Origin of the sequence: Psychrobacter immobilis (genome assembly GCF_904846065.1) — a bacterium.
GTDB classification, from domain to species: Bacteria; Pseudomonadota; Gammaproteobacteria; order Pseudomonadales; family Moraxellaceae; genus Psychrobacter; species Psychrobacter immobilis_H.
The window spans coordinates 263,968-282,318 of the sequence record NZ_CAJGZV010000001.1; the positions used below are offsets into that span (position 1 = coordinate 263,968).

General features: G+C 43.5%; 17 protein-coding genes. 12 read left to right on the forward strand and 5 right to left on the reverse strand.

Translation table 11 applies throughout. The annotated features are described in order from the left end of the window. Nucleotides 1-25 precede the first annotated feature (25 nt). The 7 genes from JMW64_RS01130 to yjgA all read left to right on the forward strand — a co-directional run bounded on the left by JMW64_RS01130 (nucleotide 26) and on the right by yjgA (nucleotide 6,809). Nucleotides 26-325, forward strand: a complete 300-nt coding sequence (locus tag JMW64_RS01130) for a ComEA family DNA-binding protein (RefSeq protein WP_227694019.1) — start codon at nucleotides 26-28, stop codon at nucleotides 323-325. Between the two features lie 166 nt (nucleotides 326-491). Next, nucleotides 492-2,768 (forward strand): polynucleotide adenylyltransferase PcnB, encoded by a 2,277-nt coding sequence (gene pcnB / locus JMW64_RS01135; protein ID WP_201552414.1) that lies wholly within the window; start codon nucleotides 492-494, stop codon nucleotides 2,766-2,768. After that, nucleotides 2,761-3,282, forward strand: a complete 522-nt coding sequence (gene folK, locus JMW64_RS01140; RefSeq protein ID WP_201552416.1) for a 2-amino-4-hydroxy-6-hydroxymethyldihydropteridine diphosphokinase — start codon at nucleotides 2,761-2,763, stop codon at nucleotides 3,280-3,282. Before pcnB ends, folK begins: the two co-directional genes overlap by 8 nt. A 149-nt stretch (nucleotides 3,283-3,431) precedes the next feature. Beyond that, nucleotides 3,432-4,232: a 3-methyl-2-oxobutanoate hydroxymethyltransferase gene (gene panB / locus JMW64_RS01145; RefSeq protein WP_201552418.1), complete on the forward strand. Its 801-nt coding sequence runs from the start codon at nucleotides 3,432-3,434 to the stop codon at nucleotides 4,230-4,232. A gap of 41 nt (nucleotides 4,233-4,273) precedes the next feature. After that, nucleotides 4,274-5,182 carry a pantoate--beta-alanine ligase gene (panC, locus tag JMW64_RS01150; protein WP_201552420.1) on the forward strand — a complete coding sequence of 303 codons (909 nt, stop codon included), beginning with the start codon at nucleotides 4,274-4,276 and terminating at the stop codon, nucleotides 5,180-5,182. Between the two features lie 42 nt (nucleotides 5,183-5,224). Further along, on the forward strand, nucleotides 5,225-6,190 hold the full coding sequence (rapZ, locus tag JMW64_RS01155) for an RNase adapter RapZ (RefSeq protein WP_201552422.1): 966 nt from the start codon (nucleotides 5,225-5,227) through the stop codon (nucleotides 6,188-6,190). 100 nt (nucleotides 6,191-6,290) lie between these two features. Continuing rightward, nucleotides 6,291-6,809 carry a ribosome biogenesis factor YjgA gene (gene yjgA, locus JMW64_RS01160; protein WP_045443152.1) on the forward strand — a complete coding sequence of 173 codons (519 nt, stop codon included), beginning with the start codon at nucleotides 6,291-6,293 and terminating at the stop codon, nucleotides 6,807-6,809. A gap of 201 nt (nucleotides 6,810-7,010) precedes the next feature. Here the strand turns inward: yjgA and JMW64_RS01165 are convergent, their stop codons facing one another. Then, nucleotides 7,011-7,631, reverse strand: a complete 621-nt coding sequence (locus JMW64_RS01165; RefSeq protein WP_201552424.1) for a thiol:disulfide interchange protein DsbA/DsbL — start codon at nucleotides 7,629-7,631, stop codon at nucleotides 7,011-7,013. 449 nt (nucleotides 7,632-8,080) lie between these two features. Between JMW64_RS01165 and ubiG the strand changes: the two genes are divergently transcribed. The 4 genes from ubiG (at nucleotide 8,081) to JMW64_RS01185 (ending at nucleotide 11,070) form a co-directional block, all read left to right on the forward strand. Beyond that, nucleotides 8,081-8,920 carry a bifunctional 2-polyprenyl-6-hydroxyphenol methylase/3-demethylubiquinol 3-O-methyltransferase UbiG gene (gene ubiG / locus JMW64_RS01170; protein WP_201552426.1) on the forward strand — a complete coding sequence of 280 codons (840 nt, stop codon included), beginning with the start codon at nucleotides 8,081-8,083 and terminating at the stop codon, nucleotides 8,918-8,920. 75 nt (nucleotides 8,921-8,995) lie between these two features. Then, entirely contained in the window at nucleotides 8,996-9,706 is a 711-nt protein-coding gene (locus JMW64_RS01175) for an HAD family hydrolase (RefSeq protein ID WP_045443161.1), read from the forward strand. 99 nt (nucleotides 9,707-9,805) lie between these two features. Further along, nucleotides 9,806-10,642 (forward strand): YciK family oxidoreductase, encoded by an 837-nt coding sequence (locus JMW64_RS01180; RefSeq protein ID WP_201552428.1) that lies wholly within the window; start codon nucleotides 9,806-9,808, stop codon nucleotides 10,640-10,642. Between the two features lie 161 nt (nucleotides 10,643-10,803). Beyond that, nucleotides 10,804-11,070 carry a DksA/TraR family C4-type zinc finger protein gene (locus tag JMW64_RS01185; RefSeq protein ID WP_045443167.1) on the forward strand — a complete coding sequence of 89 codons (267 nt, stop codon included), beginning with the start codon at nucleotides 10,804-10,806 and terminating at the stop codon, nucleotides 11,068-11,070. A 62-nt stretch (nucleotides 11,071-11,132) separates the two neighbouring features. Here the strand turns inward: JMW64_RS01185 and JMW64_RS01190 are convergent, their stop codons facing one another. Together JMW64_RS01190 and ompR are read right to left on the reverse strand one after the other, a co-directional pair. Further along, complete coding sequence (locus tag JMW64_RS01190) at nucleotides 11,133-12,368, reverse strand: CobW family GTP-binding protein (protein WP_201554980.1); 1,236 nt, start codon at nucleotides 12,366-12,368, stop codon at nucleotides 11,133-11,135. 122 nt (nucleotides 12,369-12,490) lie between these two features. Beyond that, entirely contained in the window at nucleotides 12,491-13,249 is a 759-nt protein-coding gene (gene ompR / locus JMW64_RS01195; RefSeq protein ID WP_055123637.1) for an osmolarity response regulator transcription factor OmpR, read from the reverse strand. 510 nt (nucleotides 13,250-13,759) lie between these two features. Here ompR and JMW64_RS01200 point away from each other — a divergent pair. After that, a complete protein-coding gene (locus tag JMW64_RS01200) occupies nucleotides 13,760-16,309 on the forward strand; it encodes a Tex family protein (protein WP_201552430.1) in 2,550 nt (849 codons plus the stop codon). A 165-nt stretch (nucleotides 16,310-16,474) separates the two neighbouring features. Here the strand turns inward: JMW64_RS01200 and JMW64_RS01205 are convergent, their stop codons facing one another. Together JMW64_RS01205 and JMW64_RS01210 are read right to left on the reverse strand one after the other, a co-directional pair. Beyond that, a complete protein-coding gene (locus tag JMW64_RS01205; protein WP_109590678.1) occupies nucleotides 16,475-16,870 on the reverse strand; it encodes a hypothetical protein in 396 nt (131 codons plus the stop codon). 454 nt (nucleotides 16,871-17,324) lie between these two features. Continuing rightward, a complete protein-coding gene (locus JMW64_RS01210; protein WP_201552432.1) occupies nucleotides 17,325-18,164 on the reverse strand; it encodes a hypothetical protein in 840 nt (279 codons plus the stop codon). Nucleotides 18,165-18,351: the final 187 nt, after the last annotated feature.

Consider the following 18,351-nt stretch of genomic DNA (forward strand, 5'->3'; position numbering starts at 1 on the left):
TTTCAGTCTAATATTGGCGGTTTTTATGTTGAACAGTGTTCAAGCTGCGCCTTGTTTTGATAATCCTCAAAGGGCTTATGAATATCTATTGGCGCAAGAAAGTGCCAAAATACAGGTACGTGACCAAGCCACCATTAATATCAATCGTGCTAGTGAAGGTGAGCTCGTTTCATTAAACGGTATCGGCAGCAGCAAAGCCCAAGCGATTATTTTATATCGTGAGATGTTTGGTGATTTTAAGACAGTGGATGAGTTAGCAAAGGTCAAAGGTATTGGTGCAAAAACGGTTGAGAAAAATCGAGGACGTTTACGCGTACAAGATTAAGGGCAGTATTTTGCTTTAATTAACCCCAATATTGACAAAATAGCACGTAAGTATCAGTCATAACACACCTACTAGGCGCAAAATTTGTTAAACTAGCAGGTACATCCGCCTGATAAACGCTGTGTTCATCAGGGGTGGTTAAAGAATACCGGCGAGGAGTAGATGCATGGCCGAGCGTGCCGCCAAGCAGTTAGAACTGAATAAATCTGAATTACCCAATTCCATTACTGAAGTGATTGCCACCTTAAACCGAGCTGGGTTTGATGCCTATATCGTCGGTGGCGGCGTGCGTGATACCTTATTGGGTTTACGTCCAAAAGACTTTGACGCTGTCACTGATGCCAAGCCGCATGAGATCAAAGACGTCTTTGGCAAGCGCTGCCGCATTATCGGTCGCCGCTTTCAGTTGGCGCACGTGTATTCAGGCCGTGAGTTGATTGAGGTTGCTACCTTCCGTGGTCCACCAACCAATGATGCTAATACCAATCAAGACGGTATGATCCTGCGTGATAATGTTTGGGGTGATATCAAACAAGACTTCTCTCGTCGTGATTTCTCTATTAATGCGCTTTATTATCAACCACTTAAAGGCGTGGTTCATGATTTTTGCGGTGCGCTTGACGACATTAATAATAAAATCATTCGTCTGCTCGGCCATGCGCCAGTGCGTATCGAAGAAGATCCAGTACGTTTGTTGCGTGCTTTACGTTTCAAAGCCAAGCTCGGTTTTGAGTTTGATGACGAGTTAGCCGATCAGTTTCATGATGGCAACTGGGCATTGCTTGAGCAAATATCACCGCATCGCCTCTATGATGAGACGCAGAAGATGTTTACCGGTGGTTATCTGGTGCCATTATTGCCGCTATTGTTTGAGTCAGGGGCGATTGATAGCTTAATCATCTACCCACCATCTGAGCCAAGTGCACTGGTCAATCAAGTCGCTATTAATACCGACAAACGTATTGCTGCGGGCAAAAGTATCAATCCGGCTTTCTTTTATGCCGCGCTATTATGGGAAAACTATCTGCATCAGTTGGCAAAAGCCAAGAAGCGAAATATGCCGTTTGCTGAAGCGCAAATGCACGCCGCTGGTAAAGTGATTGATCGTCAACGTATCAAGACCGCGATTCCTAAATTTGCAGAGCAGTTTATCCGTGATATCTGGATATTGCAGCCAAGACTTGCAGCCCCGCGTAGCAAACAAATCGTCCAACTCTCTGAGCATCCACGTTTTCGCGCAGGTTTTGACTTTTTATTATTGCGTGAGCAATGCGGTGATGCTGAGCATCCGTTATCAGAGTCGACCAATGGTATGGGCGATTGGTGGCAGACCTATCAGACATTGTCTGAACGAGAGCAGCAGCAAGCCATTGATAATTTTGATGAAAATATTCGTCGCGGTGCCTATAAAAAAGGGCAACAAGCGCAGCGTGGTCGTGGGCGTAATCATCAAAATTCAGAGTCAAATAGCATCGATCACTCAATATCTCATCAAAAAAATACCAAGCACAGCAAAGCCAATGATACTGCTGAGCAGGGTAGGAATGATCAGAATATGGTAAATGACCCGTCAAATATTCCAGCACGCCGTCGCCGCGCTGCCAGTCAATCAGTCTCTGTTAAGCAATCTAGTAGCAATACAAATAAAGGTCAGAAATCACAGCAAGCAAATCAAGACAGCCATGAGCTTGCTCAGTTACGACAGCTATCCCTTGCCAATAGCAGCAACCAAGCGGCAAATAAACGCCATCATTCCAAGCCTGCACCACTCTTTGTAATTGAGCACGAAAAAGTTGTGCCACCATTGCAGAAGCAGCTATCAAATGGTGATAAACCTGATAGTCGTCAAGAGGCGGCGCAGAAAAAACCTGCCCATAAGAGTGTATTAACTGAGAAAGCGCTAAAAAATCAGGATACTAGTTCTGATGCCAACTCTTATAGTAAGGCTGATAGTAAACCTGATCGCTCAAATCAAGCTCAGCAGCCAAAAGCAACACAGTCAGAGGTTAAGCCTTCGTTTGTGGCTCGCTCGGTAGCAAGATCGCCTGCGCTCGTCAGTATGAATAATGAGCCGATACCGCATAAGCGTCGCCGTCGTCAGCCGAGTGCAGATAGTATAAATATTGCTAGTAATACAGAGGCGCAAGTAACGACTAACAACGACGTTAAAGCTGTAGCAAAGTATGCAAAAAAAGCACCTAAGCCAGCAGCCCAGCTTACTGATAAAACAGATGTTCCGGCTAAAAAAACGGTTGAGCGCAAAAAAGTGGCGAAGGTTACGACACCTGCAAGTGCTAAAAAACCAGCCAAAACGACAGAAGCAAAGTCTGCTAAAACCAGCCAAGCTGCTAACGGCAATGCTGGTATGAGTAGTGTAAATGACAATAAAGGCCCTATCCCATCGAAACGTCGCCGTCGCCAACCTAGTACTGACAATGTCTAATATTACTAACGATGCGGGCAACGCGAATTGGGTAATCTGCTACGTAGGTTTGGGTAGCAATTTGTCTAACGACTTGGGTTCACCAGTAGAACATTTGCAGCAGGCAATCGCCGCGATGCAAGAGCATAAGCAAATACGTGCGGTTCGTGTTTCTTCGTTTTATGCTTCAGCGCCTATGGGGCCGCAAGATCAGCCTGATTTTGTTAATGCCGTCGCTGGGTTTGAGACGATATTGCCGCCTTTTGAGTTGCTTGCCTACTGTCAACAGTTAGAAAAAGAGGCTAAACGTGCACGAATACGGCGTTGGGGTGAGCGTAGTTTGGATGTCGATATTTTGTTATACGGTGAGGCGCAAATCACTGAGCCACAATTAACCGTACCGCACGCTGGATTGTTTGAGCGTAATTTTGTCTTATTACCACTGCGAGAGTTAACCCCAGCGCTTACCATTGCTGGCAAATCGATAGATGATTATCCGCTTAGCAAAGATTGGACAGGCTTAAAATTACTGTAGCCAATCTATTATAAAAGAGTGACAGCGTTCACTTCTTTTAAGGTAAAACACTTATACCAAAAGATTGCTAAAATTTTTGATCACAATCAGAATAATAGCTAGAGACAGCTAAAGGTGCTAAAAGGTACTAAAGGTTAATCGAGGATCATATGACGACGTTATCTACTTTAAAAAAATTCAAAAAAGATGGCACCAAGTTCACTTGCTTAACGTGCTATGACTCGATGTTTGCACGCATGATGGAAAAAGCAGAGATTGATACGATTTTAATCGGTGACAGTTTGGGCATGGTGGTGCAAGGTCATGACTCAACGTTACCTGTTACGGTCGATGATATGGCTTATCATACGGCCAATATTGCCCGTAGTAATAAACACGCGCTGATTTTGGCCGACTTGCCGTTTATGAGCTATGTCACCCTACCAGAAGCGGTTGCCAATAGTCGCCAGCTGATGCAGGCGGGCGCGCATGTGATTAAGATTGAAGGCGGTAGTGAGCTTTGCGATTTAATCACGACTTTGGCGCAAGCAGGGACGCCTACTTGTGTGCATTTAGGATTAACACCGCAATCAGTCAATGTGTTTGGTGGTTATAAAATCCAAGGTCGTGGTGACGAAGCGGCTAATAAATTGCTTGCTGATGCGAAAGCAGTCGTTGCGGCAGGTGCTGCGCTGCTAGTGTTAGAATGCGTACCTGCTGAGCTTGCAAAAGCAGTGACGGAAGCCGTCGCAGTGCCAGTTATTGGGATTGGTGCTGGTGCAGATACGGATGGTCAAGTGTTGGTCATGCATGACATGCTAGGTATGGCACACGGCCGTGTCCCGCGCTTTATTCATGACTTTTTGACCGATGAGCGTAATAGCAAGCACAGTATCGAAGGCGCATTTGCCCTTTACCAGCAGTCAGTACGTGAAGGCAGTTTTCCAACCGAGCAGCACCAGTTTAGCTAACATTTTAGTTTTTACGATTATCAGTAGAAGAATAGTTAACCATGCCAATCATTCATCATCATATCTCCGCATTGCGTACGGCTTTACAGTCTTATCGTGGACAAAAAACTGACAATCAAGATGGCCCACAGCGCATCGCTTTAGTGCCAACGATGGGCAATCTGCATGCCGGTCATCTTGAGTTAGTAAAAATAGCCAAGCAACATGCTGAGATCGTTGTGGTTAGTATTTTTGTTAACCCTACTCAATTTGGCGCGGGAGAGGACTTTGATAGTTATCCTCGCACGCTTGATGAGGATGTCGCTAAGCTAGCAACGGTCGATACTGATTATGTGTTTGCGCCCAGTATTGAAGAGATGTACCCAGTCTTACCGCCACCGACCTCTGTTCTTGCAGGTGCTATTACCACTCAATTATGTGGTCAATCACGCCCTGGGCATTTTGACGGTGTTGGTATTGTCGTCTCTAAACTGTTCAATATCGTACAACCGGATATTGCTGTTTTTGGACAAAAAGACTATCAACAATTAGCGATTATTAAGCAATTGGTACGTGATTTAAGTTATCCCATTGAAATTATAGGGGCACCTATTGTCCGCGCTGCAGATGGTTTGGCGCTTTCATCGCGTAACCAATATTTAAGTGTTACTGAACGTGAGGTAGCACCTGTTATCCATCAAGCGCTACAATATCTCGCAAAGCAGTTAGAAAAAGGTGAACAGAACCAACAAGCTGTTCAGTCGTTGCTAGCAGAAACGCATCAGCGTATTACGGATGCTGGCTTCATTATTGATTATTTAGACATTAAAACCGATACGCTAGAGTCACTCACTAATGATACTTTAACTTTTAATGCAGAAAATGAGAGTTTGATGATTTTAGTCGCTGCTTGGCTAGGACGTGCACGTTTGTTAGACAATCAATTGGTGACGGTGGATCAATCGTTGTGACATAGTAATTTGCAGGATGCAATGGACTAGAATGGGTGAATCATGGATGTGAGTCAGGGTGAAAATAACAGTCAATCTGAGCAGGCAGCGTGTAAAATAGCAACCGATAAGCTCAGTATCCTAGTGGTATCAGGGCGTTCAGGCTCAGGTAAAACCTCAGTATTAAATATCTTAGAAGATTTAGGATATTATTCTATTGATAACTTACCGTTATCCTTATTGCCGGATGCTGCGCATAAATTGGTCAATGAAAGTGGGATTCGTCGTATTGCGCTTGGTGTTGATATTCGAACACCGCGAGCGGATCTATCCAACTTTGCAGAGATGCATGCATCCCTAAAAAAAACATACGGGGCGCATGCGGTCAAAGTGGTGTATGTAACCGCGCAAGAAAGCACTTTGATAGCACGTTTTAATGCGACACGCCGCGTACATCCGCTGATGTCGCAGGATATCGATAGTGACAATGCCAAGCACATTGCTTTTAATCTACCTGCCGCGATTAAAAAAGAAGTGGAGCTGTTAGAGCCTATCGCAGGTCATGCCGATATCAGAATTGATACCAGCAATTTGAATATTCATCAATTGAAAGACAGGTTGCGTGAACATGTCGGCGTGGACAATCAGATTGTGATTAATCTGCTGTCTTTTGGCTTTAAATATGGCAGTCCTATTGATGCAGATTTTGTCTTTGATGTGAGAATTTTGCCGAATCCGCATTGGAATCCTGAATTGCGTACTTCGACAGGTCTAGACACGGAAGTTGCCGCATTTTTTGCCGACTATCCAGAAGTGGCTGAGATGACTGATGATATAGATAAGTTTTTAACCCGTTGGTTGCCCGAATTTTTACACAATAACCGCCATACAGTGACAGTGGCTATTGGCTGTACTGGTGGTAAGCATCGTTCAGTATTCATCACCGATAATTTACAACGTCGTCTTGCCGATGTTATGCCGCAAAGTATAAAAGTGCTGGCGAAACATCGTGAAAAAAATCGTTGGTAGTTATTGGTAAACACTGGGGCATATCTTCATTTTTATTACTATTCCTAAAATGAGGACATGCCCCTGTTAATTTTATTATTTATTATTTTGGAAAGCTTTTATGATTGACTGGAAAGAACAGGATATGCGCGTCTCGCGCACTGAACTCAAAAAAGCCCATGAGCGCTTGCAGAAGTTGTCGATACCACTTGCCAGCTTATCGAAAAAGCAGCTCAAAAATCTGCCAGCCAGTGACTATTTTATGGCAGAACTCATGGCATTGGCCGATATCACCAGCGCTAATGCTCGTATTCGCCAAACCAAGCGCGTTGGTAAGCTGATTAGTGAAGAAAACCGCCACGAATTGGTAAAAGCATTATTTGATGCGTTTTTCCCTAAAGAACAGGTCTCAAAAATAGAAAGTTGGTTTGAGCGTTTAAATATTAATGATGAAGGGACGCTTAAGCAGTTCGTTAAACAATACCAAGCATCTGAACAAAATAGTATGTATCAATTACTGTTATGGATTGAGTACGCTAAACATACCCAAGATGATGAGCTGATGGCAGAGTCTAAAGCAGATTTAGCCAGTTATATTCGTGAAGTCACTATTTTGTCGCAATTGAAAAAAGAAAAGTAATAAGATGATAGTGGCTAAATAACTTTGACCACTATTTATACAATATTTCCACTTATAAATTAATTTAGTCTGCAAATAAAAAAAGCCAATCATCAAGTGATTGGCTTTTTTATGGGTAAGAGCATTTAGGTACAAATGACACTTATAGATAAATGCTAGTCCCTAATTTATAACGGTACCTAATTTATATTAGTACTTAACTTATTTTTTTTCAGCACGCACTTTGTCAACCAAATAGTCAACGACTTTAGGTACAGTGGCGCTTTCACCAGTTACAACGTATTTGCCTTGCACGACGACTGCTGGCACACCAGAGAGCTGATAACGCTTAGCGCCTGCTTGTGAACGACCAATTTTTGTGCCAACGGCGAATGAGTTATAAAGGCTATTGAATTTCTTCTCATTAACGCCTTTCGATGCATACCATTTGCTTAATGATGATTGGTCAAAGATTTTCTTACCATCTTTGTGAATGGCATCAAATAGCGCGTCATGAGTCTTGTCTTCAAACCCTAGCAGCTGCACGGCATAGAAACCACGAGCGTTGGCTTCCCAGACAGGGTTAAGCGCTGCTGGCGTTTTGAAAAAGGCAACGTCTTTGTCTTTGTTTTTAGCCCATTTTTCCATATGTGGGTTAAGAACGTTACAATGCGGGCAACCATACCAAAAAAACTCACGAACAATGATAGCATCACCGCTGATTTTTTCTGGATTGTCTAGCACGCGATAGTCTTTTCCGGCGACATAGTCGGCAGCTTGTGCGCCCATAGTGGCAAGTCCAATGGCCATGGCCAGACCAGTCAGTGTGATGACACGTTTCATACTTTATCCTTGAGGTGTGAAAACTTAGGGTTTGTTAAGATGTTTTAGTATCGTATGGTTTTGGGTATAGCGCACAGGTTTTTAAAGTGCCCAAACGAGACAGTGTCGAGTATAATCGAACTATAGCGACGTATCGACTATAATAACGTAAAACATAGTTGCTTGTGAATCCGATTCTTAACTAATGGTTGTAAAGCTGTGAGCCATTATTTAAGGCTTATTTCACCGCGTTTTTTGGAATTATTTTAGCGTCTTATTATTTAGATTTTAAGCTGTTTGAGGCATCTATCCTCTAAAAAAACGGTACAGAAAGTATGAACGTTTGCTAAGAGTATTCACAATCGGTGACCATGTACTCACGACAAAGCTGCCGCTCTCATGCTAATATTAGGTACATAATTGTGCACTGTATATGATTACAACGATAATGACAATAAAGGAAAAATGCAATGAGCTCAGCTCTATCTTCCTCGCCTTCTTTGAATGAGCAAGCAAACAGCAGTCTTGATGATACAACGGCTACCGCCATTAATGTAGATCCTAGCGAAGTCGACAAGTTTAATAAGTTGGCAAGTGAATGGTGGAGTAAGACGGGTGCATTTGGGACTTTGCATGAAATAAATCCACTGCGTTTAAATTGGATAGAAGAAAACGTCAAGCGTAGTTATCAAAATGACAGTGCTGATACGGACATTCATAAAATGGCTGAAACCGGCTTGGCTGGAAAAAAAGTGCTCGATGTCGGCTGTGGCGGCGGTATATTGTCAGAGTCTATGGCACGTCGCGGTGCGGATGTGACAGGGATTGACTTGGGTACCGAAAATCTAAAGGCGGCAGCGCTGCATGCAGAGCAAAGCGCTTTACATGAGACGTTGCGCTATCAGCATATCCCAGTAGAAGAACTAGCCAAAACTCATGCAGGTCAGTTTGATGTAGTGACTTGTATGGAGATGCTCGAACATGTGCCTGATCCCAGCTCGATTGTGCAGGCGTGTTTTGAGTTATTGGCACCAGGCGGTGTCTGCGTACTATCGACGATTAACCGAAACCCTAAATCATATCTGTTTGCCATCGTTGGCGCAGAGTATGTATTGCGTTTGCTCGATCGCGGCACTCATGACTATGCCAAATTTATTACGCCAGCTGAGCTAGACAAAATGGCAATTGATGCTGGATTCACACGTCAAGATATTATTGGCTTGCATTATAATCCGCTGACCAAGCGTTATTGGCTGGCTCAAAATGTCGATGTCAATTACATGATGGCAGTACATAAGCCACTGGCTTAAGCTGAATGCCGTATTTGGTTGTTTTCATGCCATACTATTTCACTCAACACCTTATCTATATTAAGAGCATTCACTATGAGCCAATTTGTAAAAGCGGTTTTATTTGATCTCGATGGGACATTAATCGATACGGCTGCTGATTTTGTCCGTATTATCGGTAAAATGAGCCGCGAAAATGATTGGCAAGCACCCCCTGAAACAGAAATTCGCGAGCAAGTTTCTGCTGGTGCCTCAGCGATGGTACAGTTGATGCTACGTCATAACGATCAAATTGAGGTTAGCGAAGAAGCTTTACAGGAGTTTCGCCAACAGTTTTTAGATGATTATGAAGCTGAGATATGCGTCGATAGTTGTGTGTTCGCTGAATTAGAGGACGTGTTGACTGCTCTTGAAGAAAAAGGAGTGCCATGGGGTATTGTGACCAACAAGCCGCGTTATCTGGCAGAGAAGTTACTAGACAAGATGCAGTTAGACGGGCGCTGTTCTGCTTTGGTCTGTCCTGATGATGTGTCTCGCTCAAAACCTGACCCAGAGCCCATGTATGCGGCGTTAGAGAAGCTTGGTATCCCTCGCGGCGCCGCTGAAAGCGTGATTTATGTTGGCGATCATATCCGTGATATCGAAGCTGGTAATGCCGCTGGCATGCCGACGATTCTAGCTGCTTATGGTTATATTCCGCCTGAAGATCAAAAAAACCTAAAGAAATGGGGTGCAGATTATATTACTGATACGCCTGAGCAATTAAATAAACTGTTGCTCTCTTCTGGTAAATTTGACTATTTATAAATCAAATTATAAATCGAGTCCGCCACACTCTATGTGTTTAAAGAAACACGATAAATACTTAGCATCCCAACTATTAAACGATAAGCAGTGAGCAATGCCATGAGTGACAATATTAACCAGTCAGCTAGTCAGCAAGACCACCAAAAAACCGTTCAAAGTCTAACTCAACCTTTAACTCATGATGATATTCGTAATTTTGTGCCATCTGATAATTGTTTAGACGGTAAGACTATTTTGGTCACGGGGGCAGGTGACGGTATCGGCCGCGTTGCCGCGCTGACTTATGCTCGTTATGGAGCGACAGTCCTGTTATTGGGACGTACCAGCAGCAAGCTTGAATATGTTTATGATGAGATTGAAAGTCTTGGTGGCAAACAGCCTGCCATGCTACCGATGAATCTAGAAGGAGCAACTTATGCTGAGATGCAGCAGTTAGAGGGATTGATTAATAAAGAAGTCGGTCAGCTCGATGGCATCTTGCACAATGCGGGTATGCTTGGGCAGCTAACCCCACTTGAGATGTATGACGTCGATACTTTTGCACAAGTTATGAAGGTGAACTTTACCTCGACGTTTATGCTCACCCAAGCACTGCTACCACTACTTAAAGATGCTGAGAATGGCTCTATTATTTTCACCTCTAGCACGGTCGGTACACATCCTCGCGCATTCTGGGGTGCTTATGCGCTGTCCAAGCAAGCCGTAGAAGGCATGAGTGATATCTTTACCCAAGAGACGCAGAATACGACTAATTTACGTTTTAACTGTGTCAATCCTGGTGGCACTCGTACCAATATGCGCGCCCATGCTTATCCAGGAGAGAGTCCTATGAGCTTAAAAACGCCTGAAGATATCATGGCAGGCTATGTTTGTCTGATGAGTGATGCCAGTATCGGGGTACGCGGGCAAGTGGTTGAGCTACAGCCAAAAGATTAGCCATGTGATTTTTTGCTAGAAAATGTCATTATTTAGCGCATTTATTCGCATACTTTCAGATTGAGGCATGCTCTAGTAGGTTGCAATTAATTATAAACAACCCCATCTATTTGTTATTAAAGCGATTTGTAATATCTGATTATCGTAAATAGGATGAAGTTATGGCAGGTGGTTGGTCAAGAGATGGTGCTGAGCATGAGCAAATGGATGCAACGGTAAATGATGCATTAGAGCGGGCAAGACGTGCGTTGCCAACTGGCATCAGTGCCGAGATGTGTGATGAATGCGGCAAGCCTATTCCAGAAGCACGGCGGTTAGCAGTGCCTGGTATTCAGCATTGCGTCAGCTGTCAGACAGAACTTGAACAAGAGGCGAGAGCCGCCGAGTTGTTTAACCGGCGCGGTAGCAAAGACAGCCAATTACGTTAAAAAAGAAAAAGGGCAGACATTGCTATCTCGAACAGCAATGTCTGCCCTTTTTTTGTCTATTACTATATAACCAGTGCCATTAGTTCACGGTCGCAGGTATCCCAATCGATAGAAGGTAGCGTCTCTATAGAAGATAAAAATGCTGTCCTATCTTTTTCTTCTGAGCGGTCGCTTTCTACCGCTGTATCGTTGTCGTTATTAGCATTTGCCTCCAACTGTAATATAATCTCTAGCCGACTATCAACTTGTGCGCTGACCGTACTGGTGGTTAAGCTGTCAGGGGTAAAATTGATTTGTAGCCAGCCATCAGACGTATGAACCACACCTTTGATACGTTGCCAGTTCGGTAGCGCTAATAACCAACTCTGTAACTCATCCGCTTTTAATATGTAGTGCGCTGGCAGTCGCCAACCCGCCAACTGTAACTCTTGCTGTTTCTCATGATAACGATAAGGTAGCTCAATATCTGTGTCGGTCTGCGAATCATCTTTGTTTGTAAAAGCGTTGGATGACAAGGTGGTCGATATCGATAGGGCATTACTCTGTGGTTGCAAGCTAGTAATCGATTTTTGAGGGTGAACAATATTGACTGTGCGTTGTTTCGAGATAACCTGACTGGGCTTGGTTAGCTGAGTTTTCAACTCTGACACGCTTGATTCTGATAAAAGAATATTGGATGAGTCATTTGTATCATGAGATATCTGCTCAGATGCTGCCCAAATAATTTTTACCTGTGCATTGAGCTTGGCTATCCATTGTTGCAGTGCTTGTTTTTCGCTATCGCTTAATTGAGCATAGCGATTAATGACTAACACATCGGCATCACGGACATGCGCTTGAAAACCGTCATGATGACGATATTTGTCTTGCTGCCATTGTACGCCACTCAATACCGTTATTACTGCTTGCATATTGAGCGCTGTTTGCCAATGCGGTGCACTGAGTTGCATGATAAGCTCACGTGGATGAGCAAGCCCTGTAGGTTCGATGAGCAACCGCTGTGGATGATGCTCACTAAGTAGCCGACTGATAGCAATTTGTAATGGCAGCTGACTGGTACAACAAATACAGCCACCACTGACTTCGCGTATCGCAATATTATCTTGCGCGCTTGCCAGCAGCGCACCATCAATACCGATACGACCAAACTCATTGATTAGTAATGCCCAGCGCTCATCGGCAGGTTTGATAGCAAGCAGCTGATTAATCACTGTGGTCTTGCCAGCACCCAAAAACCCTGTCACCAAGGTGCAGGGTATGTTTTGAAAAATAATAGGTTTTTTCACAGAGACACTCATCATATAGGCCGTATTTGTGAGTAATCAAACACGGCCTATATTAAAAGAAAATGATGTTAGCGTGTGTTCTCAATTCAATCGATAATCGGAATTTTCGAAATGAGGACACACATAGTCAAAAGTTACTCACTTTTAACGGTTTCTACTTCGGCTTCGTCAGGAACGAATACATAGCCTACACCCCAAACGGTTTGGATGTAACGCGCTTGTGAAGGGTTGTCTTCAATCAAACGACGCAAACGTGATACCTGTACGTCGATAGAACGCTCCATCGCACCCCATTCACGACCACGCGCAAGGTTCATCAGCTTGTCACGGGTTAATGGCTCACGTGGATGCTGCACCAGTGCTTTTAGCACCGAAAATTCACCTGTCGTTAAAGTGACAACATTGCCGTCACGTTTAAGCGTACGTGTCGATAAATCAAGCGTCCACGGTCCAAACTCAACCACTTCAAGCTGATGGCTTGGTGCGCCAGGCAGCTCGCGATTTTGACGACGTAATACCGCTTTGATACGAGCCAACAGCTCTTTTGGGTTAAATGGTTTTGGCAGATAATCATCTGCGCCCGCTTCTAGACCAGCGATACGATCGGCATCACCACCTTTAGCTGTCAGCATGATGATAGGAATGTCGCCATTGTCTTCGCGTAGACGCTTACAGATACTGATGCCGTCTTCGCCTGGCAGCATCAAATCGAGTACCACCAACGAGAAAAGCTCACGCTGTAACAGTTTGTCCATTTGGCTACCATCATGAGCGGTACGGACGACAAAACCGTCGTCTTCTAGAAAGCGCTGTAATAAAGAGCGCAAGCGTGCATCGTCATCAACGACTAAAATTCGTTGAGTTAAGGTATCAGGGCTGTTATTTTCAGACATACAGGCATCCTCTTATAAAAATTATTATTAGTAGAAATTATCGTTAACAGTCAAGGCTAAAGGTTATATCATCAAAATGATATAAAAAAAATACGGTGTCAGGCTCGTTGAGTCTACTATTTATAGTATTTTAACGTGCTTTCCTCATCGCTAAATTATCTTGAATCGACTATACAAAAAAACCTGAGCAAAAAAACTGTCTTTATTCAATGAGTGGTCAAAAGTAAAGGTCCGTCTCAATCCATCATAAATTTGAATACTATTGTTCAATGCGTCAGCGCGTACCAATATTTGCGCCTTCGATACTTTAGTGTATAAGATTGCACCACTAATTGCATCACCCATCAGGACAAATGCTGTATGCGTTTGTTTAACAAAGCGACAGAACCTATGATATGAGACGATTTTCGTCATAAAACTAGCGATAAATAACGAAAAGATAAAAAGGATTTTTATTCATGCAGCTTTTGCTATAATGCAAAACTACATTTCTCAACGATTGATACGTCTATGAGTAGCACTGATACCTTAACGCCATCTCAAACCTCGACAAATGCACAGGTTTTGGATGCAACCACACACGCGAATATTCACGACAAGCTTGCTCGCGCGCTTGGCATTAAGACTGCTCAAGTCAATGCGTTTGTCAAACTTTACGATGAAGGCGCGACCGTTCCATTTATTGCCCGTTACCGTAAAGAAAAGACGCAGAATCTTGACGATGCGCAATTGCGCGCTTTAGAGAAGTCACTCAATTATGAGCGCGATATGGCTACCCGTCGCCTCAAGATTACTGAGCTGCTCAGCACTCAGGGCAATTTGACTGACGAGCTACAGACGCGTATCGATAATGCGACGTCGAAACTTGAGCTTGAAGACATCTACTTGCCATACCGCCCGCGTCGCCGCTCTCCTGCCGCCAAGGCACGTGCTGCTGGTCTTGATGTGGCAGCGCAAGCCGTCTTGACGCAAGAGATTACGCCAACTGACGCATTAGCAGACTATCAAGCTCAATCGAGCATTACCGATGATAGCGGTAATGAGATTGAAGTCGACTTCAGCGATATCGACAAGCAATTGGCAGGCGTACAAGCCATCATCGTTGATGAGTGGACGCAAGCGTTGGATTTACTCGATAATCTGCGTAGTGGCTTCGCCAAAACAGCCAGTATCGTCTCAGCTGTTGCCAGTGAAGAAAAACGCGAAGTTGGCGAAAAATTCAAAGACTACTTTGAACATAGTGAAAGCTTGGCGCGTCTGCCTAATCATCGTTTATTAGCGATGCTACGCGGTCGCCAAGAAAACGTTTTGGGTTTAAAAATCGAAGGCGAAGATACACCCTTTATTGAAAAAATTGTTAAGCACTTTGAGATTGATGCCAAAGCGCCAGCAGAACGTCAAGAATTTCTGACAGAAGCGGCGACCAGCTTATGGAAAGAGAAATGGCGTCCGCATATTGAGCATCGTTTATTGACAGAAAAGCGTCTAACCGCTGAAGCCGATGCGATTGATGTATTTGCCAATAACTTACAGCATTTACTCATGTCAGCACCTGCTGGCCGTAAAGTGATTTTAGGTGTCGATCCGGGTATTCGTCATGGCGTTAAAATGGCGATTGTCGATGCCCAAGGTCATGTGATGTTAGACAGCGAAGACAAGCCAGTTGTTGCAACCGTTTATCCGTTTGCTCCTGATAATAAGATGGACGAAGCTAAAAAAGTCATTGATGAATTATTAAGCACTTATAATGTTGATTTAGTGGCTATCGGCAACGGTACGGCGAGCCGCGAAACAGATGCGATGATTAAAGAGATTTTGGCCGCCAACTCTGAGTTAAAAGCCAAAGCCGTTATCGTGAATGAATCAGGCGCGTCAGTTTATTCTGCCAGTGAGCTTGCGAGTGATGAGTTGGCTAATTTAGATGTCTCTGTACGCGGTGCGGTTTCTATCGCGCGTCGCTTGCAAGATCCATTGTCAGAATTGGTTAAGGTTGACCCAAAAGCGATCGGCGTTGGTCAATATCAACATGATGTTAACCAAACTCAATTAGCAGATAGCCTAGACAAAGTCACACAAGACAGCGTAAACGCCGTTGGCGTTGATGTGAATACCGCAAGCCCCGCTATCTTGGCGCATATTGCAGGTTTGAATAAAAACGTCGCCCAGCAAATCGTTACCTACCGCAAAGAGCATGGTGCTTTTGACAGTCGTGAATCATTGAAAAATGTCCCACGCTTAGGCGCTAAGACCTTTGAGCAAGCAGCAGGCTTCTTGCGTATCCATGGTGGTAGTAATCCCCTTGATGCCACTGGTGTGCATCCAGAAAGCTATGCGCTGGTCGATAGCTTATTGGCACAAACTGGTAAAGCATTGCCAGAAGTCATCGGCAATGACGGCGTACTAAATACGATAGATAGCACTGCACTGGCTGCTAATGATGACAATATTAGTGTAACTGCTATCATCGAGGAGCTAGTCAAACCAGCACGCGACCCACGTCCTGAATTTAAGACTGCTAACTTCCGTGAAGACGTTAACAGTATTAAAGACTTGAGCGAGGGCATGCAGCTTGAAGGCGTAGTGACTAATGTTACAGCCTTTGGTTGCTTCGTTGATGTTGGCGTCCATCAGGACGGTTTGGTACATATCTCTCAGATGGCCAACGACTTCGTTGCAGACCCGATGAATCGCGTCAAGCCGGGCGATATCGTCTCGGTACGTGTCATCTCTATCGATGAAAAACGTGGTCGTATTGGCTTTAGTATGAAGCCAGAATCTGAAAAGCCTGCGCGCCCAGCAGCGAAATCGGCTGAAAGTACTGGTAATGATGAGAAAGTCAGTCGTCCACGTAGCGATCATACAAATAGCAAACGCCCAAACAGTAGCCGTCCAGCGACTGATAAGCGCCCGTCGAAATCTCGCGGTAATCGTCAGGATAAAGACAATGCTAATAACGATCGTAGCAAAGCGCCAAGGGCTGATAAAGCAGAAGCACCTAGCAAAATGGGTACGTTTGGGGCGCTGTTACAGGAAGCTGGCGTGACTAAAACCAAAAAATAGTTAATATCAATAGTGATAAAAAAGGCAGCCATTAGGCTGCCTTTTTTATGGAATGTATCTAAAAATAGAAATTGTTAATGAACACTAATAACTTAACTCGCTGAATAACCTCTTCTGCGTGATTTCAGTTAACAGCGGGGTTCATATCGTACTTTATTTCATATTCTATAATTCTTCTGTGGCTTCTTCAGCTTCTTGTAATTCTTCTTGTGTGTCTAACGAGTCTTCTTCTTGCATCGCTTCTTCAGAATCTTGAATCAGCTCTTGCTCGGCAGCCATTGCTTCTTGCTCAGCTTGAAGCTCAGTAGTCATCGGCTGTTGCTCAGCACTGTTGTTAACGCTTGCTCTTGAGATAATCTGTGTCTCACTAATCTGAAATGGGCTAGACTGATTGTCTGCTGATGCATTATTTGTATTGTCACCTTCCGTCTCAAGTGTGGTGGCGGTAGCCGCTGCTTGCACATCTACTGCCGCAGTATCAGCAGGTGCTGCCATAGCCAAACTTGGGATAGTGAGCGCAGCGCCGATCAGTAGCGATAAAGATAGAGTACTTTTTTTCATTAATCAATTCCTTAATTTACAATCTTATAATGTCAGCTTAAAAAATTTCAAACTTGACGCTTATGTTGCTAACTGCTGTATACAGCAGTTGCATATCACACATTCATTTAGTAATTCAAATCTATATATTTAATATATCTAACATTTAATTGATAGACAAAATAAAATCATGATAACCATTAAGAGACTATCATGATGGATTTGGATAAAGAGCTTTATAAGCTGACCTAAATCAGTGATAAAAATCTAAAGGGGAGAATACCAACTAAACAAGCGTTAGTTCAGTAGTCCATAGATTAAAATTCTAACAGACGGATGTTAGCAGGTGACTTTGTGCAACTATTGTATGGTTATTGTCAGATAGGAAAATAGCATTGTTTTCTACTTTCCTATCTCTAATTCTTATAACAATGATGTCTCAATGAATCTTGTTCGTTTATATTTCATTAGAGTCTTATTCAATAACGATATACTTGCCAGTGTTTGGATCAACGACGCGTTGTTGAGTGCTGCTACTAGGAACACGAATGACTGGGAAGGTTTGGTTGATTTCAGTATTGTCGATGACATCCGCATCTGCTTCTTCACCAACGATTACAGTACGGTTAGCCTCGTCTTCGATAGCAATGGCTGTACCTGACGCTGTGTTTACTCGCTTGATTTGATCTTTCGACACAATGATGACTTCTTTGACACTATATTTAGTAGGGCGGATAACACGTGTGGTTTCAACGATGACAGGCTCTACAAGGCGATCTTCGATAATCGCGAGTTGTGCTTCTGGTGCTGTAGCTTCTTTTGTTTCGCTCATAATAGGCGTTGGAAACTTGGCACCAAAGTGGTTATCGCACTGCTGCATGCTTAAACGTACTGGATTGCCAGCTTTATCCATATAGACGTTGACAGGCATATCAGCGGCGATAGGGACGTATTTCCCAACCAATGCACCCGAAACACCATAGCGACCATTTGACTGCCCAACCCCTAAATCACAAGCACCTGCTGAGTAATCACTGGCTGTTAAGTTGTTTGCATTGACCATTGTTTGAGGAATCATTACTTCAGACAAACGCATTTTTTTGACAGTTGCTTCACCTGCTTGGCGCTTTGGGTTTTGATAAGTATAAGGGGTATAAAATTTGGCCGAACCGTCTTTGACAGCGGTGACACACTCCTCATAACTGTCATAGCCAACATTGCCGTGGCTATCGGTAGTCATAGCGGCGTTAGCAGAGCTTGCAAACATAGCAAGACCAGATGTCATCACAGCAGCGGTTAATATATTGATTTTCATTGTTATGTCCTTTTAATTAGATTGAAGTCTATTGATTTATTTCAAATTTATGATAAATAAGTAAAACTTAATTTTTATTAATATGATTTTTATTGCACTAGAAAATTACTCTGACGCGTTTAAAGTCTAAATGAAATGTTAATGAGCCAATTATTCGTTTCAAAGCTGCTATGTAATATGGGGTAAA